At 44.2% G+C, this 25,025-nt stretch carries 18 protein-coding genes; 9 read left to right on the top strand and 9 right to left on the bottom strand.

Features of this window, described 5'->3' with window-relative positions:
- Positions 1 to 72: 72 nt before the first annotated feature.
- Entirely contained in the window at positions 73 to 411 is a 339-nt protein-coding gene (locus BMX95_RS32320; protein ID WP_081197076.1) for a GNAT family N-acetyltransferase, read from the top strand.
- 137 nt (positions 412 to 548) lie between these two features.
- Positions 549 to 1,097, top strand: coding sequence for a carboxymuconolactone decarboxylase family protein (locus BMX95_RS32315; protein WP_081197077.1), 549 nt, complete (start codon positions 549 to 551; stop codon positions 1,095 to 1,097).
- 162 nt (positions 1,098 to 1,259) lie between these two features.
- Here the strand turns inward: BMX95_RS32315 and BMX95_RS32310 are convergent, their stop codons facing one another.
- The 5 genes from BMX95_RS32310 to BMX95_RS32290 all read right to left on the bottom strand — a co-directional run bounded on the left by BMX95_RS32310 (position 1,260) and on the right by BMX95_RS32290 (position 9,631).
- Positions 1,260 to 2,702 (bottom strand): RagB/SusD family nutrient uptake outer membrane protein, encoded by a 1,443-nt coding sequence (locus tag BMX95_RS32310; protein WP_081197078.1) that lies wholly within the window; start codon positions 2,700 to 2,702, stop codon positions 1,260 to 1,262.
- Positions 2,703 to 2,730: 28 nt separating this feature from the next.
- Positions 2,731 to 5,934 (bottom strand): SusC/RagA family TonB-linked outer membrane protein, encoded by a 3,204-nt coding sequence (locus tag BMX95_RS32305; RefSeq protein ID WP_081197079.1) that lies wholly within the window; start codon positions 5,932 to 5,934, stop codon positions 2,731 to 2,733.
- 68 nt (positions 5,935 to 6,002) lie between these two features.
- A complete protein-coding gene (locus tag BMX95_RS32300; protein WP_081197080.1) occupies positions 6,003 to 7,130 on the bottom strand; it encodes a FecR family protein in 1,128 nt (375 codons plus the stop codon).
- Between the two features lie 57 nt (positions 7,131 to 7,187).
- Positions 7,188 to 7,796, bottom strand: coding sequence for an RNA polymerase sigma-70 factor (locus BMX95_RS32295; protein ID WP_081197081.1), 609 nt, complete (start codon positions 7,794 to 7,796; stop codon positions 7,188 to 7,190).
- A gap of 224 nt (positions 7,797 to 8,020) precedes the next feature.
- Positions 8,021 to 9,631 (bottom strand): OmpA family protein, encoded by a 1,611-nt coding sequence (locus BMX95_RS32290; protein ID WP_207631449.1) that lies wholly within the window; start codon positions 9,629 to 9,631, stop codon positions 8,021 to 8,023.
- Positions 9,632 to 9,847: 216 nt separating this feature from the next.
- On the opposite strand from BMX95_RS32290, the gene BMX95_RS32285 reads away from it, so the two are divergent.
- The 3 genes from BMX95_RS32285 to BMX95_RS32275 all read left to right on the top strand — a co-directional run bounded on the left by BMX95_RS32285 (position 9,848) and on the right by BMX95_RS32275 (position 16,204).
- A complete protein-coding gene (locus BMX95_RS32285; RefSeq protein ID WP_081197082.1) occupies positions 9,848 to 11,047 on the top strand; it encodes an acetyltransferase domain-containing protein in 1,200 nt (399 codons plus the stop codon).
- A gap of 326 nt (positions 11,048 to 11,373) precedes the next feature.
- Positions 11,374 to 14,559, top strand: a complete 3,186-nt coding sequence (locus tag BMX95_RS32280; RefSeq protein WP_090519719.1) for a SusC/RagA family TonB-linked outer membrane protein — start codon at positions 11,374 to 11,376, stop codon at positions 14,557 to 14,559.
- 16 nt (positions 14,560 to 14,575) lie between these two features.
- A complete protein-coding gene (locus tag BMX95_RS32275) occupies positions 14,576 to 16,204 on the top strand; it encodes a RagB/SusD family nutrient uptake outer membrane protein (RefSeq protein ID WP_081197084.1) in 1,629 nt (542 codons plus the stop codon).
- A gap of 81 nt (positions 16,205 to 16,285) precedes the next feature.
- On the opposite strand, the gene BMX95_RS32270 is transcribed toward BMX95_RS32275, so the two are convergent.
- Positions 16,286 to 16,948: an XRE family transcriptional regulator gene (locus BMX95_RS32270; protein ID WP_081197085.1), complete on the bottom strand. Its 663-nt coding sequence runs from the start codon at positions 16,946 to 16,948 to the stop codon at positions 16,286 to 16,288.
- 114 nt (positions 16,949 to 17,062) lie between these two features.
- Between BMX95_RS32270 and BMX95_RS32265 the strand changes: the two genes are divergently transcribed.
- Positions 17,063 to 17,269, top strand: a complete 207-nt coding sequence (locus BMX95_RS32265) for a hypothetical protein (protein ID WP_081197086.1) — start codon at positions 17,063 to 17,065, stop codon at positions 17,267 to 17,269.
- Positions 17,270 to 17,629: 360 nt separating this feature from the next.
- Here BMX95_RS32265 and BMX95_RS32260 read toward each other — a convergent pair whose 3' ends face one another.
- A complete protein-coding gene (locus BMX95_RS32260) occupies positions 17,630 to 18,289 on the bottom strand; it encodes a LexA family transcriptional regulator (RefSeq protein WP_081197087.1) in 660 nt (219 codons plus the stop codon).
- A gap of 399 nt (positions 18,290 to 18,688) precedes the next feature.
- Here BMX95_RS32260 and BMX95_RS32255 point away from each other — a divergent pair, with 399 nt between their 5' ends.
- From BMX95_RS32255 to BMX95_RS32245, 3 genes are all read left to right on the top strand, one after another.
- A complete protein-coding gene (locus BMX95_RS32255) occupies positions 18,689 to 19,057 on the top strand; it encodes a helix-turn-helix transcriptional regulator (RefSeq protein ID WP_081197088.1) in 369 nt (122 codons plus the stop codon).
- A gap of 857 nt (positions 19,058 to 19,914) precedes the next feature.
- Complete coding sequence (locus BMX95_RS32250) at positions 19,915 to 20,331, top strand: hypothetical protein (RefSeq protein WP_081197089.1); 417 nt, start codon at positions 19,915 to 19,917, stop codon at positions 20,329 to 20,331.
- Between the two features lie 89 nt (positions 20,332 to 20,420).
- Complete coding sequence (locus BMX95_RS32245) at positions 20,421 to 20,849, top strand: hypothetical protein (RefSeq protein WP_081197090.1); 429 nt, start codon at positions 20,421 to 20,423, stop codon at positions 20,847 to 20,849.
- 61 nt (positions 20,850 to 20,910) lie between these two features.
- Here BMX95_RS32245 and BMX95_RS32240 read toward each other — a convergent pair whose 3' ends face one another.
- Together BMX95_RS32240 and BMX95_RS32235 are read right to left on the bottom strand one after the other, a co-directional pair.
- Complete coding sequence (locus BMX95_RS32240; RefSeq protein WP_081197091.1) at positions 20,911 to 23,523, bottom strand: zinc-dependent metalloprotease; 2,613 nt, start codon at positions 23,521 to 23,523, stop codon at positions 20,911 to 20,913.
- A 43-nt stretch (positions 23,524 to 23,566) separates the two neighbouring features.
- Positions 23,567 to 25,025 (bottom strand): T9SS type A sorting domain-containing protein (locus BMX95_RS32235; protein WP_143067629.1); only part of this gene is annotated, 1,459 nt, incomplete at its 5' end.

The following is a 25,025-nucleotide window of genomic DNA, read 5'->3' as shown; positions in this document are numbered from 1 at the left end:
ACAGAATAAGTATCAAAATAGGATATTTGTATCAGTTCGTGTAGTGTTTTTTGAGTGATTTAACTTTTCCATATGCACATATTTGCAGAAACCAACCGGCTGATTTTACGGGAGATCCGTCCCACTGATGTTGACGGTATGTTTGAACTGGACAACCTCGACCTGGGCTACCGCCTTATAAAAAAATACTGGGGATTGGGTATTGCCACAGAAGCAGCATGGGCATCGCTGGCTTATGCCTTTTCTGAATTAAAGGCGCCCGCTGTTTATGCCATAACCGACAGCAATAATGCTGCTTCCCACCACGTACTACTCAAGGCTGGTCTTCATTTTATCGAAACGTTCGAATACCATGGCTTTATCCATAACTGGTATCAAATTGACTGGGAAACGTTTGAAACGAAGCGCTAGCAAGCTGATTCTTCAATAAAATACCCGCTCGGGAAAAAAGTGCAAGTTTTCGGGAAAAGAGCTCATCACCGGATGGCCTTTTGTTTTGCAATTTTACATCGTCAACAACGACGAAAACAAATCAAAAACTTAATACAATGAAAACTTTCACAGTTCCCACAAAAGAAAACGTTACCGAAGCTAACCAGGCAATTTTCGATACCCTGCAAAAGAAAATAGGCAAAGTACCCAACCTGTATGCAACTATGGCTTATTCTAAAAATGCATTGGGTGCTTATCTGTCCCTATCATCTGGCCCTTCCTCTTTATCCGCAAAAGAAAAAGAAGTAGTTAATCTGGCTGTTAGTCAGGCCAATGGTTGTGACTACTGTTTAGCCGCCCACACTGCCATTGGTAAATTAAATGGTTTTACTGACAATCAGATCCTGGAGATCCGCAGCGGTAATGTTTCTTTCGATGCTAAATACAACGCCCTGGCTGCCCTGTCAAAAAGCTTTGTAGAGAATTTCGGTAAAGCCAGTGAAGAAGCAGTTAACAACTTTTTCGAAGTGGGTTATACCAACGAAAACCTGGTTGACGCCATCATCTTAATTGGCGATAAAACAATCACCAACTACCTGTACGCTGTTACCAAAGTTTCGATCGATTTCCCTGCAGCACCTGCGCTGCCTGCAACCGTTGCTTAATACAATACACACAATATAAACAACAAGTCCCCCCGAGGAATCGGGAGGACTTCTCTTTTTTGTACCAGGTGATTGTTAACGACTGCTTATCACTTTAACTTTTTCCGTCTCTATTTGCTTTACTCCTTTTACCAGTAGTATTACGGATCTGATATGCCACTTTTAATAACCATCGTTTTGTCCAAGATCAGGGTTCTGGTCTCTTGCAAACTGCGGGATGGGCAACAACAGCTTGTTGGCATTTACCAGTTTGCCTTTGGCGGTTAATACCGGAATGGCCCGGCCTGTTCGCTTCAGGTCGAACCAGCGATGAAACTCCATGGCAAACTCCATACGCCGCTCATGTTCTATAGCCAGGTCCAGTGTGGGATATTGAGCAGCGGGATAACCTGCAGTTCCGTATAAAGGCAATCCGGCCCTTGCTCTTACTCTATTCATGTACTGCACATCACCGGTAGCTTCGGTAAGCATCAGTAATACATCGGCATACCGCATGATCATGAAGTTATTGTTGCACGATTCAGCCGCATTTACGATGGGTGCATTGGCGTCTTTCCATTTTTTCTGGAATTTAATGGCGATCCAGTTTGCGCCTTTGAAATAACCCAGTTCAAAAGATGTATCTCTCCTTTTATCGCCTGCTTCATATTCATTATACAGATCGTCGGTTACCTGGTTCATACCACCGCCAAAACGGGTGATGGCAAAATTCTCAAACGGGGCAAAGGCCGGCCAGTACGTGCTGGATGGATTATTGGCACCTCCTTTATATTGTATTTCGAAGATCGACTCCTTCGTATTCTTCTGGGCCAGTGTAGCACCCCAAAGGGAACCAAACTCCGGCAACAGGTCATAGGTACTTGCATTGTAGGAACTGTACACCTGTTGTAATGTTTGCGCCGCCAATGATTTATTACCCATGGTCAGGTATACCTTTCCCAACAGGGTCAATGCCGCAGCGTTTGATGCCCGCCCGGGAGCAGGCACTTTATCCGGTGCGGTTAAATTATCGGCAGCATATTTCAGATCCTCTAAAACCTGGTTGTATACATCTGCTTTGGGCGTGCGGCCGGTAGTAAACGCCTCACCTGAGGTAATGGGCTTGGTCACCAGTGGAACATCGCCCCAGGCCTGCACCATATAGAAATAATACATGCCCCGCAGAAAACGCATTTCCGCAGTTACCTGTGTTTTATAACCTTCGTCGAGGGCAGCATCCGTTATTTTTTCCAGTACAATATTCAGGTTATATAACGATACATAAGAATCGCTCCAAAGCTGGTTCACTACATTATTGGCCGAGTTCAGGGTATAATCACGGAACGCCCACCTGTCACCCACTGTAATACTGCCTGAACCAGCTACGGTGTACAAGGTTGCATTGTCACTCATTAACTCCCCGCAATAAGATACCAGGCCAGTTGGGCCGTACATAGTGTATAATGTGCTGTAGGCATTATTCACCGCCAGGTCAAAATCGCTTTTTGTTTTATAAAAATTATTGGCATTGCTGTTCGATACCGGTGCCAGTTCGAGGAAAGATTTTTTACAACTTGTAATGATTGCGGTCACAAACAGTATGCTGAGAATTATTTTCGTTTTCATAAACGCTGTTTTTGAGTTCTACCAATTGTTACAGATCTACTTTTAATCCGAAGGTTACCGTAAGCGGTATGGGATAACTTCCGTAATCGGCCCCTACCATTAATCCCGGCGGGAAAGGTGTATTGGCCGATGCCGCATCGGTACCTGTTGAGTAGATGCTATTCTCAGGGTCATAACCAATGTATTTGCTGAACACATGTACATTCTCTGCATTTACATATACCCGCATGGTGCGGAATGTTAGTTTGGATGAGATTGATTTTGGTAAGGTATATGATAACCGGATATTTTTTATTCTTACAAACGTGCCATCCTCTATCCAGTAACTACTGAACTGGGTTTGCATACCCTTGAACTCGGCATTGGGTTTAAACGTTTTTCCATCGCCCGGTTCCTGTTCCGATTTCCAGTAATTGCCAATTGCGGCATAGGCATTGCGGCTGTCGTTCCAGTATTTGTTGTACCGCGTTTGCTGGTTTACGATCTCATTGCCAAACACCCCGTGCAACATAAAGGAGAACTCAAAGTTCTTATACGTGATCGTATTGGTGAGGCCCGCAGTAAAATCGGGCTGGCCATTACCCAGAATAGTTCTGTCCTCTGCATCGATGGTCCCATTTCCCGTTACATCCCTCACCCGGGGATCGCCGGGTGTTACCACCACACCTGATCCATACTTAGGTCCTTTATTAACTTCATCCTGGTTTTTATATACGCCATCGAAAACATACCCCACAAAATTACTGATGGGCTTTCCTACTTCGGTTACAAACCGGCTGCCCCACTCTTCTACAATCACCGGGGCATTGTTTGGACCAAGCTGTAATACTTTATTGCGGTTAGCAGCAATATTAAAATCAGTTGACCATTTAAAATTGCTGTTCACGATGTTCTTTGATGAAATAGCCAGTTCCACCCCGCGGTTACGCACCTTGCCAATATTGGTTAACTGGGTAGCAAACCCGGTAAGAATGGGCACCGGTACATTCAGCAACAGGTCTTTGGTAATGGAGTTATAAAAATCTGCCGTAATACTAATGCGGTTATTTAAAGCGGTTACATCGAGCCCCACGTTAAACTGGGTTGTTTTTTCCCATTTCAGATCGGGATTGGGAATGGTGATCACCTTAATACCATTGGCTACATTATCACTATAAGCATACCTCGACCCATCCAGCAAACTAATAGGGCCATAGTTAGGAATTTGATTATTACCCGTAGCGCCATAACTTACCCGCAGCTTGGCGCTGTTGATAGCCGATACGCTTTGCATGAACGCTTCATCGGAGATCAACCAGCCCAGTGACAGGGAGGGGAAATACCCCCAGCGGGAAGCCTGCCCAAACCGCGAACTGCCGTCGCGCCTGATGGTCCCATTCAGGAAATACCGGTTCTTGTAACTATAACTTACGCGCGACAACCACGACAATAATGCCCATTCTCCGGTAGTAGTGGTACTTAACGTTGGAGTACCGGCGGCATTCAATGTTTGCACCAGGTCATTGGGATAATTGGTACCGCGTTGTTGAGAGGTATCACCGCGTTGTTTCTGCGCTGTATAGGCCACCAATGCACCAATGGTATGATCGCCGAACACTTTATCATACGAAAGCGAGTTCTCGGTAAGCCAGTTCAGATTGTTATAGGTCTGGTACCTGCCTTCAGCCGGCAGCAGGGTGCTATAGCCATAACCGGCATTGGTTTGCCAGAACCAGCTGTAATTGCGCTGGGTAAGAATAGCATTCACACTGCTTTTGAATGTAAGGTCTTTAATTGGTTTGATCTCGATATACCCGCCGGCGATGGTATTGTATACCTTATTGAGCTTATTGGCATATTTGATCAGTGAATAAGGATGCCACAATTGTACGCCGTAAGCCGAAAACCGGTTCCAGGTTGAATTGGGGTCAAGAAAACCGAGGTTCCCATTTTCATTATACACCGGGAAGATAGGATCGCTTTGCTGGGCAAGGCTCACCACATCCGATTTACCTTCTACCCCATCGATGCGGCTGTGGTTACCGGTAAAGGAAACGTTCAAACCCGCAGTAACTTTCTCTGTGATCTTTTGCCTGATGTTCATCCGCAGGGATAAGCGTTTGTAAAAGTTATCTATCACCACGGCATCCTGGTCTAAATAACCGGCAGAAAAAAGATATTGTGCCCTGTCGGTTCCCCCACTTACAGAAGCCTGAATATTTTGCGACTGGGCAGTTCTGAAGAGTACATCCTGCCAATCGGTCCCTTTGCCAAACTGTTCAGGATTGTTTAAAAAATCTGGTGGGATCAAATACGTTTTATTGCCACCTCTTGCACTGTTGGGGTCGGATGCCGAACGGCCCGGACCTGATGCTACCCAGGCGTTGTTGCGTGCATCGATGTAATATTTTATCCATTCCTGCGCATCCATCACATCTACTTTCCGCACCACCTTTTGTATTCCAAACTCATAACCCAGGTTTACCTGTGGTTTTCCGGCCTTGCCCAGTTTGGTAGTTACTATTATTACACCATTGGCGCCACGCGATCCGTAGATAGCTGCCGAAGCCGCGTCTTTTAAAATTTCCAATGATTGGATATCCTGTGCATTGAGGATGTTCAGATCAAAGTTTTCCATGGCCATGCCATCTACCACATAAAGCGGATTGGTACCAGCCGTGATAGAGTTAATACCTCTTACGCGAATGGTTGGGCCAAAACCTGGCGCACCCTGTGTAGTGGAAATGTTCACACCGGGCACTGTACCTTCAATAGACTGCGCCACGTTGCTCGATGACCGGTCTTTAAACTGATCGGAGCTTACAGAAACGACCGAACCGGTTACCGCGCGCTTGCGTTGTGACCCATAACCGATCACGATCACCTGGTCGAGCGAATTGGCAGCGTCTTTCATTTTCACTACCAAAGAAAGTGTGATGTCGTTTTTAATATTATAACCCGACAACGTTTGGCTTTCATAACCTACAATGGAGAAGGTGAATTTATACGGCCCACCGGCTGGAATGCGGGAGAACGAAAACACCCCGGTGCTGTCTGTACTGGTACCTGAGGTAAAATTATTAGCCGTGTTTCGGATAACCACCGATACCCCCGCTAATACGTCGCCGATGTTGTTTTGAACAACGCCTTTTACAATACTTGAATTTTCCTGTGCATGAAGCAGAATTGGCAGGAGATGTAGTAGCAAGACAAGGGCATAACATGGCCCCGACTTAATTGCATTAAATCTCATATGGCGTATCGTTTTATATTTAAGAAAGATTGGCCGTCCCTAAAGCTGAACGCAAAACGCGTAATAAACTACCTGCTTATGATATAGGTTTCGTTTTGTTTGTTTACCGTTAAGTTGTTAAGCGCAGCAATTTGTTTCAGGATATTGCTCACCGAATCATTTTTGCTGAACTTACCTATGAAATACATTTTTTCAATGTCCTTTTCCGAATAACTGATGTGAACGCCGTACATTTCTTCCAGCTGTTTAAACACCTGTGCCAAGGGCTGGTTATTGAACATGTACCACGATCCCTTATCTGCCGGTAACAATGGCTGATCTTCCCCGCTTTCTTCTTTATTACGCTTCGCCATTGAGTTATCATTTACAAACCTCCGTACCCGTGCGGTGTATTGTTTGTTATTATATAAAAGTTCTTCACCGGGTAACAGGTAGAAATCGTTCTTCAGTTTGGGCTGCAGGCTGTCCGCCGCTTTTACTACTACTTTTCCTTCAAACAACTGTACCGTTATAAAATCATCCTGTTCAAATGCGGTGACGGTAAATTGCGTGCCAAGGGCTGTGGTAGCAATCTGTCCGCTGAATACGGTAAAAGGTTTTGTTTTGTCTTTTGCCACCTGAAACCTGGCTTTTCCTTTCAGCATAATAACCCTTCTGTTATTGGTGAAGGGTTCGCTCCAGGTTACTTCACTTAAAGGTTCCAGTATTATTTCAGAACTATCCTGCAAAACCAGCCGTTTCACTTTTCCCGATGTATTTACTTCATGCCGCGTTACAACGGCAGCCGGGTTGTTTGTTTCAATTGTTGCCACCACGGGTGCTGTATTGTTCTTTCTATTCCCCAGCCAGTTGTATCCGGCTATAACTATTAATAATATGGAAGCGGCAATAGCGGTGGCTACCAATATCTTTCGCACTATGCCGGGTTTGCCGGGTTTATCGGCGGCGTAATCGCGTTCGCCCCGGGCGTCCTGCTCCAGCACTTCCTGGAAATAGGACCATTCCTTGTCTGCATTTATTTCATCGGGTAATTTTGCGTCCTTCATCAACTGCCAGGTATTTTTCAATGCTTCGTAATATTGCCTGTTTTCTTCACTGGCACTTAACCATTGCACCAAAAACTGCTGATCATCACTGTTCAGTTCGTTGCCAAAACTTCTGGTGATCAAATCGTCCAATTGCTCGCTATTCTTCATGTTCTGATGATATTACGTTTGGGAGAACACTTACCATGACACGCGCACCCATTTTTTTTAAAATATTATTTTGTTGATAATCATTAGTATGAAATACCCACTGGATAAATAAACAGCCAGTTTGTTGCGTAATTTTTTCAGGGCCCGCCCCATTTGGGTTTCTACCGTGTTTACCGATACATTGAGTTGCCGGGCAATTTCGGCATACTTCAACCCTTCGTACCGGCTCAGTTCAAAAATGGTACGCATTTGTTCGGGCAGCTCCGCGATGGCGGTATCGATGTCGGTCCGTAATTTTTTCGAATCGTAACTCTCCTGTGGGGTAGTGGAAGCGCTTTCGTTCCGTTGCTGAACAAAGCGTTCAAAGCGTTCCCGCACTTTGGCATGGCGCAGTATATCGAGGCTGGTATTTATAATTACTCTGTGCAGAAAAGCCTTTACGGGCATTTCGGGTGGTAAGGTAGTGCGGTTCTTCCATAGCTTTATAAAAGCCGTATGCACTACCTCTTTAGCGATATCGGTATCGAATTCATATTTATGCTTACACCAGGTGCATAAGGAAGCGAAGTGTTGTTTGAAGTATTGTTCAAAAGCAGCCTCATCGTTCTTTATGGCAAACATGGAGGCATCGTTGCTATCAAGATTAAATGTCTGATCAGCGTACATGTCACCCCTCACTTTTAGCAGTTAGGTTTAAAACAGTTTGTGCTTACTGACCTGAAAATAGGTATTTAATTCTGAATTGTATCCTGTGCCATCCTTATAACGACAAAAACGCCTGAAATGGAGCTGGTTACGGTTCGTCTTGCAGGCGGGCCCACCTCAAACAAAAAAGGTGAGTCATCCGCCAGCCGGCGGATGACTCACCTTAGAGTATATCTATTAATTTATTAGTTCTTTAAGATCTTGAATTCAACACGACGGTTCAACTGACGGCCTTCATCGGTTTCGTTAGTGGCCACCGGCATGCTTTCACCATATCCTTTCGAAGTGATCCTGCTTGCAGGGATACCTTTCGAGATGATGTATTCCACGCACGATTTGGCACGGTTATCAGAAAGTCTGAAGTTATAGTCATCAGAACCCTTACTATCCGTGTGCGCGCTCAACTCAATTTCAATAGACGGATTCTCTTTCAACAGTTTAACTACACGGTCCAGTTCAACATCCGATTCCGGACGCAGGTCCCATTTATCGAAGTCGAAGAACACGTTGTTCAGGCGCACCACCTGTCCAATTTCAATGGGCACCAGGTACAGGTCTTTATGAATTTCCTGGAAACCTGCTTTCACCATCGAGTCGAGGTTCAGGTTCTCGGAAATAGCAAAGAATTTATCGGCGCTGGCGCGAATACTGTAGTTCTTATCGTAAGGCAATACAATTTTGAAAGCGCCATCGGTTGGGCTCGACAACCCATTGCCCGCTTCTACCCCATCGGGCAGGGTTTCATATATAAGGGATGCACTAAGCGGTTGTTTTGTTTTGGCATTGTACACATTGCCGCTTACCAAAATCACCGGGTTCGGTTTTTCACGCTCTAACAGCTTTACGCGTACGATATCGCTTTCGCCATATGTATCCTTATTGCTGGTCAAATACGCATATTCACCACCGGCATCCAGGGTAAAAAAGGCATCCCAGCCTTCGGTGTTTATGGGTGCCCCTAAATTCACCGGTGTGCTCCATTTCGTCCAGCTTTTATCGAGGCGTTTGGTCATGTAAATATCGTTATCACCCAGGCCACCCGGCTTGTCGCTGCTGAAATACATGGTAACACCATCAGCTGCGATGTAGGGGGTCATTTCATTTCCAGGGAAATTAATTTGCTTGCCCAGGTTCTTGGGCTCGGTCCAGCTGCCGTCATCTTCCCGAAAACAAACCCACAGGTCATTGTAGGGGCTGCCAGGATCGGGCGACATATACAACACCAATGCCTTCATATCTGGTGTAAGGGTAGCCCCAGACACCTGACCTTTGTCATATTTATCGTATTTTTTAATATACAACATTTCCGGTTCGCCCCAACGGCCATCGGCCTGGCGGGTACAAAGGCTCACCCCTTTTCCAAAATATGCTCCTCCATTCCCAAACGAACCGCGGATCAGGATCCGGTTCTTATCGGGCGAGATCCAGTATACCGCATTGTACTGAGCCGTATTCAGTGGATATTTTAAATGGCGGGCTTCCCTCCACACTCCATTTGAATCCCGTTCAGAATACCAGATATCCTGTGAATTGGGGACCGAATTGTATTTGGTATTGGCGGGGTGGTTCTCACAAATAAAAAACAGCAGATTGCCATCTGCCGACACGGTAGGACGCAACTCCCCGAGATCGGAGTTGATGTTCTCGCCTAAATTTTCGATCTTGATGATCGTATTAGACGTAATGATATTTTCCTTTTGCGCTACTAATTTGCCAGTATCACTTGGATTGGACATCTGGGCAGTAGCCTGTTGCAGGCACAAGGCCAGGGCCAGAAAGGGTACTACTCTTCTCACTAGGTATGGATTTAATTACTTAATAACGTACAATTTAGCCGCGGATTGCATATTGCCGCCCAGATAAAATTTTTAATGTACCTCTAATCCCCTTTTTTCCGATTCATTGGTGTTAAAACCCTAAACAGACAGAATAATATTCTAAAGTGTATAAATTTTACTGAATTTTATTCTAACAACAACTACCTTTACAGAACAAGACATCAACCATTTATAATGAGCCAACCAACTGCAATACCGGCCATGCCGGTTAAAGGTAAGCGCCTTCATTCTATTGATCTGCTGCGGGGTACCGTTATGATCATTATGGCGTTGGACCATGTGCGCGATTATTTTCATGCGAGCGCTTTCTTATACGATCCCACTGACCTTACCAGAACCGACGTGCCGTTGTTCTTTACCCGGTGGATCACCCATTTTTGTGCGCCCATCTTTACTTTTCTGGCCGGCACTTCTGCATTTTTGAATGGGACCAAAAAAACAAAAAAAGAATTATCCCTCTTCCTTTTAACGCGTGGTTTGTGGCTGGTAATTGCCGAACTGGTAATTGTTACACTCGGCTGGACCTTCAACCCACAATACCCGGTGCTGATACTACAGGTTATTTGGGCGTTGGGGGTTAGTATGATGGTGCTTGCAGGCATGATCTATCTGCCACTAACGGCAATACTGGTTATTGGCCTCGCTATCATTGGCGCACATAACCTGCTCGATGTACCACCAGGCCCTCATAATACTTCCTTTATAATGGGGGTACTGCATGAACAACATATCTTTTTCATGAAGCCGGTTTCCATTATGATGGGGTATCCGGTTACCCCCTGGATAGGTATTATGATGGTTGGTTATGCGTTCGGACAATTATACCTGCCTACGTTTGATTCGGGTAAAAGAAGGAAAACGCTGATCTGGTTGGGACTGGGCGCTGTTGCCTTGTTCATCATCATTCGTTTTATTAATATGTATGGCGACCCACATCCCTGGTCTGCACAAAAAAATCCCGTGTTTACGGTATTGTCTTTTTTGAATACCACCAAGTATCCGCCTTCCCTATTATATATTTTAATGACGTTAGGCCCTGCCATGCTGTTCCTGGCGTTTGCAGAAAAACCTTTGAACCGGTTGTCTGAGAAACTTGTTGTGTTTGGCCGCGTGCCCATGTTCTATTATCTGTTGCACATTTATTTAATCCATATCCTGGCAGTAATTGCTGCGGCCATCTCCGGCTTCAAATGGAGCGATATGGTATTGACAGGCTGGGTAAGCATGAACAGCCAGTTGCAGGGTTATGGTTACAGCCTTGCCTTTGTGTATGTTTTATGGATCATAATTGTTATTGGGGTGTATCCACTTTGCAAAAGGTACGATGCCTACAAACAGGCCAACCGTACTAAATGGTGGCTGAGTTATATATAATTTGTTGTACCATAATAAAATGCCGACAGGCGGGAAGGCGATCAATTTTGGTCGCCTTCTTCTATTTTAATGCACCAGACATCGTGCAACTTCCAATGCAGCAATTGCGAACAAGCGTTTGTCATATAATTGATCTCCGCTCCTCCAAGCAAAAATTACTAGTCTGACCGAGTATCCACGTTCAAACTGTTATAATCTTCTGCCCTGGATCCTGCCCTGTTTTATTTTATGTAAAACGGAACCATAGTTGAGGTAATGCGAAAGCTTTTTTGCCCGGCTTTTCATTATCACGGAAACTGTATTGTTTAACCAAACATACCATCACCATGAGAAAACTCCTGGCATTATTACTATTGCCATGTATGCTCACTACAGCATACGCTCAAACGAAAACAGTAAGCGGAAAAATTACTGATGCCACCGGCACGCCACTACAGAGTATTTCAATCACCATCAAAGGAACCTCGTCAGGTACCACTTCGGGCACCGATGGCAGCTTTAGACTAACTGTTCCCGAAAATGCCACGCTGGTATTTTCAGGAGTAGGTTATGAACCAACTGAAATGAGTGTGCGAAACCGCACTGCTTTTGACATTCAGTTAACACCCGAAGTAAAATCACTTAGTGAAATAGTGGTCACCGGTACGGGGGTGGCTACCGAAAAGAAAAAGCTGTCTATCGATGTAGCCAGCGTGGGCAACAAGGATATGGCAAAATCGGCAATACTTTCCATTGACCAGGCATTGATCGGGAAAGTAGCCGGCGCCAATATTCAAAGCCTTTCAGGTGAACCCGGACAAAAACCGAATATCATTCTTCGTGGTATTAACTCACTGGGTTCTACCAATCCAATTATATTGGTTGATGGGGTTCAGGTCACAGACATCAACGGACTGGACGTGAGTAATGTTGAAAAGGTAGAAGTAGCCAAGGGACCTTCAGCCGGTATGCTTTATGGCGCACAGGGCGCTAACGGCGTTATCCAGATCTTTACCAAGAAAGGCAGCCGTAATAAACCTTTGGCCATTACACTTAACTCAAAAGTAAGCATCGACAATGTTATACTGGGCGAAGACAAAACCCTGAGTGCAAAACTCCATCACTTTCAGCAGGATGCCAATGGCAATATCCTCGACCGCAATGGAGATGTTTTACAACCCGACTCCAATGGCATGTGGCCCGAACCAGCCGAAGAAGATTTCAATACCGATTTCAATTTAAAGAACAATAAAACCTATCCTTCCACTTTACCGTTGTATGACCACCTTGAACAGGCTTACCAAACAGCTACCTCCACCATCAACTCATTAGGGATCTCCGGTGGTGGTAACAAAACAGATTATTCATTTACACTTTCACATATTGACCAGGAAAATGTATTGAACAACCACCTTCGCCGCACCAACCTTTCGGCCAACCTGGGGTTTGAATTATTCAAGGGATTTACCGCCCGTAATAGTACACAGTTAATTCTGCAGGATGAAAACCTGTTGTCGGGTACTTATAATGTTACCTCGCGGATGTTATTTAATGTAGATGATCTGTTCAAAGGCACCAATAACAACCGGTTCGAAATGATCAACTCCTATCCCTGGATAGATTTTACGGCCAAATACCCCGGTACCGATTTAGTGGTTGTACGGCCAAGAGATGAAAACCAGTTGAATGTTTTGTCAGAACCCGACTGGCACTCCCGGTACAGTAAGGATAACCGCGTTATCAACAACAGTAACCTGAATTATAAATTCCCCCGTTTTGTTGAACTGGACTTTAAATATGGAATTGAATTATGGAATTCAGAATTCCAGGACCTTTACAAAAACCAGGAATCTTCTCCCCAGGTAGATCTGGGTTACTGGGGGAATACCGCACTCGGTTCTGTTCGGGACGACCATGCGAAATCAACCTATCAAAATGCCCTATCCAGTGTTTATGTAAGACTTGATTTCAACAAGGATTTCAAGTTGAACGTTCCCATCACCACTACTACCCAGTTTTCTTACGACTGGCGCAAACTGGAATACAATTCTTTCTTCTCTCAGGGCGTTAATCTGCCACAATACCCACCAGCCAATATTACGGCCGCAGGTGTAAAAACCAGTGGCGATGGCAGCCTGGAGTACATTACATTTGGTTACCTGATCAATCAGACCATTGATTTTGGAAACCTGTTTGGGGCAACGGGCGGTTTACGCAGTGATTATAACTCACAATTTGGTGATCAAAAGAGTCCATTCACCTTTGGCCGTGCAACGGCTTACTTCAGGCCATCGGAATTGCTGAAGATAAATGTGCTGAACGATTGGAAGGTACGCGCGGCCTATGGCGCTGCCGGTATTCCACCCAATGAATTTGATGGCAATTATTATTCCCGTCAAACAACCCTCAGCTCTCAGCAGTTAGGCAGTGGCGTTGGTTTATACCTGCCGAATATTCCGGGAAATCCGAGACTGCAGGTACAGGAAGTAAAGGAAATGGAATTAGGTACTGATGTAACACTCCTGCCTGGCACCAAAGACTGGTTCAATAGGATCAGTTTGTCGTTCACTTACTGGAAAAAGAACAACAATAACAATATTCAGTATGTTGACCAGCCTGCTTCTTCCGGCTTTCAGCAGACCGTGGAAAATCTGATTGACTTAACTGTTAAAGGTGCTGACATAAGCCTGGATGCAAATATGTATACCAGTAAAAAAGTGGACTGGACCCTGGCTGTTCGTTTTGGTACCTTTAAAACAAAAGTTGACCGGGTAGCCAATGGCCGGGACTTTGTAAATGGGTTGTTTATTGTAAAAGAAGGGGAATCGCTGGGTAATTTTTATACCTCCAATCCTTTAACCAGTATTAACCAAACCCGGCAGTCAGACAAAAGCAGGTATATACCCGAAGCAGATGCATCGCAATACGAGATCGCCAATGGTGTTGTGGTAAACAAGACCACCAAACGAGCCGTTCTTACCGATGCCAACGACCAGTACATTACTGGTAATGCCTATCCTGATTTTACCATGTCATTTACCAACAACATTACGCTGTTTCAAAAGTTGTCCATTTCTATGCAGTGGGACTGGTCGCATGGCAATGACATTTATAACCTCACCAGGCAATGGATGTATCGCGACAGGTTACATAAGGATTTTGACAAGTCGCTCACCATTAACGGCGAAACAGGCTCTTTTGTGAATTTCTATAATAGTATGTACAATAGTGTGCAACGCACAGGATGGTTTGTTGAAGATGGATCGTATTGGCGGATGAGGGACCTTACATTGATCTATCAACTGGGCGATTTGATCAAAGATAAAGCCTCCTGGGTTAAAGGGATCGCATTGACTGTGTCTGGAAGAAACCTGTTAACCATTACAGATTACACAGGATTGGACCCCGAAGCCACATCGGCACAGGATAGTCAGGGGAACCGCTCGGTAGGAGCAGGCTCAAATATTGGCGCCGATTATTTTTCTGTCCCCAACCTGCGCTCGTTCCAGTTTGGCATTAACCTTCAATTCTAACCACAAACTACTTATTATGAAACGATACCTCAATTATATAATAATCATTGTTTTCATATCGGGGGCTTGTAAAAAATCTTCACTTGAGTTGAACAACCCCAATCAGCCCTTACCCCAACAGGCGTTGACAACGCAGGCGGGGTTACAGAACTTTTCATTGGGGATATTGCAGAAAATGATCGCAGATGTGCCTGGAGAAGGCAAGACTAATATTTTTCACATAGCCCTTACCAATCACAGCATCATGGGCGATGAAGCTTACTGTCCCTATGGTAACTATGGTTTTCGCTGGGTTAACCAGGTATATAAGATCACGTTGCCCGGCGGCACGGTAATCACCAATCCCAATACGGTTGATCAAAAAACCCAGCTACAGGGATTCGACTCAAGAGGATCTGGCGAACTCAACGCTTTTCAATATGAGTGGTCGAGCTGTTACTACATTATATCACAAGCCAACTTCCTGTTGGCATCTTTGAACGACCCGTTATTGAAACTCAGCGGTGATGCCGACAATAAGAAAAACATCTTCAGAGCCTGGGGATTGTGGTGGAAAGCATACGCCTATTCCCGTATTGGCTCTATGTACCTGGGCGGGGTAATTGTAGATACTGCAGGTAAAACCAATGGCAACTTTGTTGATCACAACGCTATTTTGGCCGAAGCCGATAAATCGCTGAACGATTGCCTGACCACGTTAGATGGCATTGAGGTCACAGACGATTATACCGCCATTATGAAGGCGATTGTAGCCTCTTTTAACCAAAATCAAAACGTAGTGACGCCCGATATGTGGAAGCGCCAGATCTATTCATTAAAGGCGCGCAATTTAATGGTCAATAAAAAAGTTACAGAAATGACCCCTGCCAACTGGCAACAGGTGATCACCCTTGTTGACCAGGGTATTCAGGCCGACGATTATGTCTTCAGGTTTGGCATAGATCCCAGTGGTTCCAACGATGTTTCCCTTGGGCAATTTCATCCATATTTATACCTGGGCGAAGTAGTGCAATTCTCTTTTGTAAGTGAACGATTGATCCAGGACTTTAAACCAGGTGATCACCGGTTCTCAACCGGATTCAAGCTTTTTGACCCACCCAAAGTAAATGAAAGAGGCCGGGGATTACAATTCGGCACCCGTTACAATCCCATATTTATTGAAGACGGAGGTTTGTATGCTACAGGTACCAGTCAGGGCACAGTTCCCTGGGCTTGCAGTTATGAAGAAACGCAACTGATGAAAGCAGAAGCATTGTTACGCACCAATAGTATTGAACCAGGTTTGCAACTGGTAGATGAAGTACGCGATTTTCAACATGCCGGTTTAGCGCATGTGGCCAACACCGGTTTAAGTGCCACCGATGCACTGGAAGAATACAGAAAGGAAAGAAGAGTAGCCCTCTTTTTGTGGGGCACTGCATTTTATGATGCCCGTCGCTGGGGTATTACTCAACCTGCCTCACAAGGTGGTGGACGGGCAAATGCCATCGTAATCATTCCGGGTAACCTGTTAACTCCACAGCAACCTGGTTCTGTACCCACTGCATGTTTTATGGAGTATGATTATATGGACTACTGGGATGTACCGCAGAATGAACTTGATTTTAATACACCGGGTAGCGTAAGTCCACCCCTGAAGAATTAAAAGATAATGGTTGTTACGAAGGCCGGCTCTCCTGCCATGCTGATATAGGCTATTGGTGGGAGAGCTTTTTTATTCTGGCACTTACTTATTGATAACGGCTTCCACACTAAAGATGGCCAGTACATCATCTATCTTTCTGATGATCTCGGGGTATTGTTCGTTTTCTGCAATCAGTATAATGCTGTTGTTTTCTGCGGCTGGTTGTACCCGCCTTAAAAGTCCTTGCAGGTTTTTATCAACCACATAATAGTGATAGCCGGCATTCAGAATTTTTGTGAAGCGAAGTTTCTTCAGGGCGATCCAGCTGCCGCTTTTGAATTTAGGTTCCATGCTATCGCCGGTAACCGCTATTACGCAATCGAAATTACCTATAACGGGTGCATCAATACGCCAGCCCACCAGCATGGGTTTATCATTCATCATAGTAATACCCGGGGCATTGCCATCCGCTAATGGAATGGCATCTTCGTCATTGGAAAGATAAATACCGGTAAATAAAGAGGGAGCGGTTTGTTTGGATTGTTTGATGTTATTCGCTTTGGGCTCCTCGTATACAAAATCAGGCGTACTTTCTACTTTATCCAGAAAATCAGCCAGCTTGTTGTATTGGGAAAAGTCGCTGGGTTTAGTACCCTTCTCCCATTTATACAGGTTTTCTTTTGAAATGCCGGTTGCTGCTGCAATTGCAGGCATCTTTATATTCTTGCGTTTACGAACTTCTTTTAACCTTTCGCCAATTTGCATTGATATTAGTCAATTAAGTGAGAACAAGTAAGAAATTACACTTTCAAAACATATAAAATGTAATATTTTCCATTATCTTTATAAAGCAATATTACTGTACCAAATTAAGAAATAATGAAACTCAGCCAAAAAGCATTAAAGGCAATAAATAATCCAGTTACCCGTCGCCGTCTTATGGATGCCCTTGGCTGCACGGAGTTCACCATTGCCAGGTATATACAAAAGAACAGCGATAACCTTACCAAGGCTGCTGCTTTACAAGTAATTAGAGAAGTAACCAAACTCCCCGATGCAGAAATACTGGAAGTAGAAAATAAATAACAACCCCTACAAAAACGGGCTCATCACTGAACCAAACCGCTTTAGAGGGCTTTAATGGCTTGTTTTACAATTTATTCCACATTCAGGTGTAAGATAGAGACAACTGGCCCAGGATTTCCCTGAGCCAGTTTTTCTATTAAAACGAAATTACACTGATTATGAGGTGAAGCACTGTGGTTAACACTTCTTCAGAGCAATGTTGCATAAGGACCTCGAAAAAGGATTTCCTTTCCTCGTATATAAAAACAATCAAGCAATACTGCTGTACTAAAAAGAGAAGAAAAAAAGTTGAGTTACGGGCAAATTTTAACAAAAGCGATACCCAGTCACCCCAATTAGTTTACATTATTATTATATATATCACAATTTCCAGATGGCTGCTATCACGCGGAAGATCGCTTCTATGTGGTCCCACTGGCGTTGGATGGGTGGAAATTTATCCTGGTTGGGATTATCGGCAACGAGGCATAAGCTACTTTCTGTTTCACCGGGGTAAACCCTTCGCACATACCCCTGCCAGTTTTTATCGATGATGTAGTAATGCCAGCCCCAATCGAGTATACGGTAGTTATTCAACCTGATAATGGCTACCCGGCAGCCATTGACAAAGGTAGGCGCCATGCTTTCGCCGGAAACCTCTACAATACCTTCCACCGGCCCCAGGAAAGGCGCATTGATACGGTCTACGATCAGCTCCGGTTCATTGTTCATGAACAGAATGGTGCCGGCAGCAGCCTTGCCATCTGTTTGGGGAATAGGTACCCGGTCGCGGTTCAGGGGCAGGCGTATAGTGGCCGGTTTTCGATATTCCAGGTCCAGCTGCTCTTCCTCCAGCTTGTTCTCCATTTTATCGAGATAGGACTTCAGCCTGAAATAATCATTGATATCGCTGGGTTTGGTGCCCTTCTCCCATTTATACAGGGTTTCTTTGGCAATACCGGTAAGGGCTGCAATGGCGGGCATTTTAATGTTGGTTTGCTCCCGGAAGGCTTTCAGTCTTTGTCCTATGTGATGATCCATTTATATGGGGTTCTGGGGGTAAATTTTATTGACGACGGTCAAATTAATTGTAACATTTTACACAATTGTAATTTTGTATACATAAATTCCATATCTTACAATACAAATGTATTAATTATAATAACTTCCATCCGGGCTTCCCTAATTTTATTGATCTCCGTCATTATACCGGTGAGGCATATCCATTAAATTCCTTTATATTTTTTAGTATTTTCTTAAAAGATCGAGCTTTCTCTTTTTCGGAAAAAAAACTACATTTGATTTCTAGCAACTCCTCAGCCCATTTTTATCTGTTCCCGGGAAACATAAACTCTCTGGTATTTTATTGGTATAGTGCGCAGGATCGATGCATCAGCGTTCAACATGCAACATTATAAACCTTTATCTTAAAATTATCTTATGAGCCAGAAACGTTTGAGGAGAACATTCTTGGAGGCCATTCATTCCATTAAAGACTACATTGATCAACATCCGCTGGAAATTAAAACGATCGAAGAACTCATTCACAGGACCCATTCACAAATCGGCATCAATTTGCTTCACCAGGGTTTCCGTCAACTATACGGAGCCAGGATCAAAGAGTATGAGATCAAAAAACGGTTAGAAGCAGCCGCCCTCCTGTTGCAACAGGATGAAATGACCATGCAGGAGATCACTACCCTGTGCGGATACAGTTCACAAAGTTCGTTTGTTCGGGCGTTTAAAGATGTACATGGCATTACACCCGGACAATGGCGCAACCAACACGTTCCATTATTATTTCAGTAAACGAGACGAATTCACGTGCCTAAATTAAGCGCGCGTTAAAAGCCAACAGATAAAAGGGTTGGCTTAATTTTGAATAACAGGGTTGGCCGAAAACCTGCAACAGAGTAGGCAATACCATTAACTATTGAACCTTATTTTTATGATCAATGCACCTGCTGCGCTCGCAGCTGATTACCCGTTATATTCAGGGATTCCTGTTATACAACATTACGATCCGCATTCGGATCACAATCTGCCTTTACAAAAATGCAAACAGAAGAAACAGCAGTGTGATTTTGTATAAAAAAAATGCAAACAGCGGAAATGTATGACCGTAAATTGCATACAGAATATTTGATAATGGAGTTAAGACAAACGATACACACGGATACGAACTTAAGCATCAGGAGCATTAATCAATAACCAACGGCCTTTCCTGATCTATTATAGAAGGTTTTAACAGTGGCTTGCTGTGCTGCCTTTTTTGTCTAATTGAGGCACCCTGCAGTAAGCACACCACAAAGCCCTTGGCAATTACAACACCTAACATTTTTAAAACAGTGAAAAAATGGTAAAAAAAGGTGCAAACGCGATAAATTCCAGCAACTATCTTGCATACAGATTCGAGCAACACTACTTACGACGAGTTTTACATTTTACCGTCCCGGAATGTACCTGCTAACAGCACCCGTTTTTAACAACCAAAGTACTACCCACCGTACATATATATATATCAAGTTATTGTTCCTGAACTAATGCTCAGGTAAAATATTGTGCGCACTTCGCTAACCCTTGTGGCCACCTGGGTTGGCAAAAACAGGCCTAGCCGAAAACCTGTAACAGAGTAGGCATATCATTAATCAGTTAAATTTTATTTTATGAAATTAAAAGTTGCTATCGCTTCTTTAGCAGTTGTTGCCACTGCAGTTGTTGCTTTCGCTTTCACAACAGCTCACAAGCCTACAGTTGATACAACATTCTATTATCAGGATGAAAACAAATTCATTGGAACTGGCGATGTTAACAGTATCGACGCCAGCGCGCTGAATAATCCTGACAAATGGGATGTAGATGGTTCTGCTTCATTTACAACCGGTGATTATCTCGCAGCAATCAGCTTCAACCTGGATGAAGTTAATCCAGCTAATGGTGGCAGCGATGGCGATCTTACTATGCAGGAAGCTATCGATGCAGTAAAAGCATTGTACCAATCAAGTGGTTCATTGCCTTTAAACAATAGCTCTTTCATGCAAGGTTCTACTGTTATTACTATCCACAGAAGGTCAACTAACTAATACCTTTGGGATTAGCTAATATTAATGTTATAGCGAGGTAGCTCAAACCGGGTTACCTCGCTATTCATATTAACCATTAAACTTTATTTATGAAGCCCACGTCTGCTATTGCGTTCTCATCCATTATCATTGCGCTTGCTTTTAATACCCCAATGACTCACCAACCCACAATTGATACGACTTTTTATTACCGGGCTGAAAATAAATTTATTGGAACAGGTGATGTCAACAGTATATTTACAAATGAGCTGAATAATCCTGATAAATGGGATATTGAAGGCAGTTGCTGCTTTTCATTTGGTGCTGGTAATTATCTCGCCGCAATAAGTTTTCAGGAAGATGATGCCAATCCTGCCAATGGAGGCGATGATGGCGATCTGACTATGCAGGAAGCCTTCGATGCTGTAAAAGCTGTATATGTTTCAACAGGTACTTTTCCTGTAAATGGTGCCAGTTTTACCGTAGGCGCCACTGTTATAACTGTTCACAGAACTTCAGTCAATTGTTCATTCCATTAAAAAAGCGGGGGCTGCATCCTTCTTGTGACGTAATCCCCCGCTTTATTATTATTTATAAATACTAATCCTGCCAACAGGAATTCAGGCCACTCGTCCGATTTGCCTTTTCCTCCTGCTCATCGAACAGATTAAACGCATTTTTATTGCCTGTTTTTTTTTCCTGAACTACATTACCCCTTCCCTGATCAACCAACGCATTTTTTATCCGGTCTCTCATTTCCATCAAATGCAACCGGCTCATTTTATCTGTATAACCAGGCAGGGCTCCATTGATCTTTACGACCAGGCCTTTTAAATGATCTTTAACAACCACCACAGCATCGGTAAAAGTCTGTTCAAACGAAAAGATCTTTCCATCAAAAAAACTCAGCTTCCCTTCATCAGTCCTGGTACTTAATTGTCTGATCAAACGCTCCGTATATAAATTTTGCAACACGCGTCTGTTAACATCGATGGAAGACTTTGTATTCAATTCACGCCAGATGCCTTTTTCAAGATCGGTAAGCAATTCATCAATTGAATAGCTTTTTCCCGGCACGGTTGTTTCCTGGGCTATCAGATTTCCATAGGCATAGAAGGAAGTGATCTTGGTAAGTATTTCGCCTTGCAAACCCAGCAGCTTGTAAATATTTCCGGACGCTACATTATAGATGTCCTCGCCTGCCGATGAGCGATAAATTTCATTATTCAGAACCCATCCAGGCGTTGTAAACAATTCGTTTTGCAAAAACTGGATCGCAGACTTTAACTGGTCGCGCGAGGGAAAATGTACCCCTTCTCCGCCCTGTTCCGATTCCTGTTCTACCCAGGTCCTTCCACCAATGTTATTAGCAACATGAAACAGGTACCGTCTGTATTGTTCCCACACCTGTTTGTTCATTTTTTGCAAAGCTTCATATTCATATTCGGGCTCCTTTGTCCAGTCTTTAAGAGAAGTTATAACCCGTTTCAAATTCTGTATTCCCCAATAGCCTGCTTTCATGGCATTGTCGCCTATGTCTTCACTTTGGCATTTAGGGTCCCAGTTATAGGTAAGCGGTTGACCTTCCTGCCCAAACCACAATTGCTTTTTGTTATTTATCCGGCTGGTTACCCACTTGTTTGTAAACAGCAACTCCTGCTCCCGGGAATCGAAACCAGGAAACCATTTATAACCAAATTCAATTGCCCATTTATCGTATTCACCAATTTTTGGCACCAGGTCTTCGGGATTAAATCCATCTGTTGGCTGTGCCACATAATTGAAACGGGCATAATCCATAATGGAAGGGCAAAAACCATTCACCTGTACATACTGTTTGCTCCGAAGGCTGTCTACCGGAACTGTTGAACTGGCGCCAAAATTATGCATCAGGCCCAGTGTATGTCCTACTTCATGTGCACATACAAAACGGATCAAACGGCCCATCAATGCATCGTCGAACTGCATCTTTCTTGCCCGGGGGTCGTTGGGCCCAGCCTGTACCATATACCAGTCGTGTAACAGGTCCATTACATTATGGTACCAGTTGATATGGCTTTCAAGTATCTCGCCTGTTCTGGGGTCATTTACCTGTGGGCCGCTTGCATTGGGAATGCGGGATGCTTTGTAAACGATGGCACTGTGCCGGGCATCATCGATGCTCCAGGTTGAGTCATTGGCGGGGGCCTCCAGTGCATAGATCGCATTCTTAAAACCTGCCTGTTCAAACGCTTTCTGCCAGTCGTTTACTCCCTGAATCAAATAAGGGACCCACTTTTTAGGTGTGGCAGGATCTATAAAGTAGACAATCGGCTTTTGGGGTTCCACCAGCTCCCCATTTTTATATTTCTCCTTGTCAGCTTCTTTGGGTTCTAACCGCCATCTTGTGATCATGCGGTTAATGTCTACCGGCCGCGAAGGGTCATACTCATAATAACCTCTCGAGAAATATCCCACGCGTTTGTCTGCAAAACGGGGCTTCATAGGCACCTTCGGCAATAACACGATTGAATTATTTATTTCGAAACTACCATAGCCGATCATATCCTGGGTTGAATAGGTTTTAACAGTCCTGATCTCAACATTCATGGGAAGAGAGCGGATACCCACTATATAAGATTTATCGGCCTGAAAAGCGCCTAACGCATATCCGAGTGTTGTTTTTAAGATGGGGTTAAAAGCCAACAACTCGTTATCCTTGTTCAGGTAATCTGTCCAGTCTATTACAGTACCGGATGAATCGGGAGAAAACGTCTTAATGTCAAAGGAAGCTACAATTGGTAAAAATCCTGAATTTTGTACAGCCCGATACATGCCAGTTTCAGAACTGTCCATCGATTTCATTTCATAAGACATTTGATTTACCAGTATTTTAGCACCGCTTTCTTTTACAAAGCGGATAACGCGCTCGCCTATCCAATCGCCACCAAAGCCCCTGCTGGAAGCAGCGGCCTTACTAATCCGGTTAACGATCAATATGTCCCGGTTCAAAATGGAATCGGGAATTTCAATATAGTAACGCTCCTCTACCTTATGAATTTTAAACAATCCATTTTGCGAAACGGCTTTTGCCGTTATTATTTCATGGTAAGGCTTGAATGGCTTCTTCGTCGTATCTACATTTATGCCATCACTTTTTGCGATTGCATGCAGGCAAGTGCAGGATAACAAAACAATATACACCGCTAATTGTAACACATGGCTGGTACGCATCTTTCCTTTTGTTTATTTATAAATTTTTATTTCTATCCTACTATTACTGCTTGATTATTCTCACAACGGTCCGTTGTTGTCCGTTGTAATAGCAAACAAGGTAAACACCTGGCGCCCAGCTACTGGCGGGAATGGAGATTGAATTGGTGTTTACTTGTTTTCGATAAACTATTTTACCCATAACATCACTGATGGTTATATCTCCGGAATTGCCTATGCCTTCTAACTTCACCCGCAAGGTTTCAATTACAGGACTTGGATATACCTGCATACCCTGCGTAGCAAATGGGATGGTACTCCATTCGGATAGCGCACCATTGATGCAAACGCTTCTTACATGAAAATAATAGGCAGTGCCGTCCTTTACCTTATTGGTGGTATAAACAGTATCACTGGTATAACTTCCGCTTATTGGCTTTACCGGATTAAAGGTTAAAGCATATTCATATTTAACCGCTTTGTTGATCCTGTTCCAGGAAACGCCGGCATTCCCGGGTAAAACAGCAACACTAATAGCCGGCATAAAACAATCCGTTGAAAACGCTTTTGTTGTCCATTCCGAGTACGCGCCGCCACCACATTTGGAGCGAACATGAAAATAATATTGAGAAACTGAATTCAGAGATGAAACCGTCAATGCGGTATCAGTGCTATTATCACCCGTTGTGGGTGGCATTGCACTGGTTGAAATAAGATATTCATAGGCATCGGCGCCAAATACTTTTTTCCATTTGATATCAACGAGGCCTTTTGTTGAAACTGCAATGTTTACCGGAGGTGCCGCAGGCGGTTTGCAACCTGTGACAAAAGAAGTAACGCTCCATTCAGAGTTGCTGAGCGCGTTACATTGGGTGCGAACATACACATAATAAGTGGTGCCATTTATAAGTCCGCTTACGTTTGCAAACGTATTGGTTGTTACGGTTCCTGAAGGCGGTGGTGTTACATCGGTTGTAACGGCATATTCATAATTCCCGCCGCCGGTAGCCGGATTATCCCAAAAAATATTGGCCTGTGTTGCCGAAACATCGGGCGCCCGTAGCCCATTAACCGCAGCACAACCTAATGGGACCCTGGCCACCCCTCTGAATGCCATGGCATCGATATTGGCAACAGTTGCCAGTACGGTGGGTGTTCCGGTTAAAGTGCCATTATAGCCACTGTTGTCTGTAAGTGTAACCAGTTGCCCGCCACGGGCAGCTGTACCATTGGGCCCACGCCGGGTCCAGAACAACGCCACTGTATTGCCCAATACCTTTACGGTCAACCCCTGATAGCGGTCTGCGCTAACAGTACCGGTTGATACTACGCCATTGGCGACCCATGTACCGTTTACTAATGAAAATTTCTTCAGGCCGCCAAGCGTGCTCGATCCCTGTTGCGAAGCCAGGTACAATACATCAACACCGGGTATCGAAGGGTCCAGATCGGCAAACGCAAACTGTTGGGTTGCCAGTGGCAGGCTCAAACCTGGCAACACAGTCAACGACTGACTGCCGGTG

This window comes from Niastella yeongjuensis (assembly GCF_900110245.1).
Classification (GTDB): Bacteria; Bacteroidota; Bacteroidia; order Chitinophagales; family Chitinophagaceae; genus Niastella; species Niastella yeongjuensis.
This window is presented reverse-complemented; position numbering and strand designations above follow the sequence as displayed.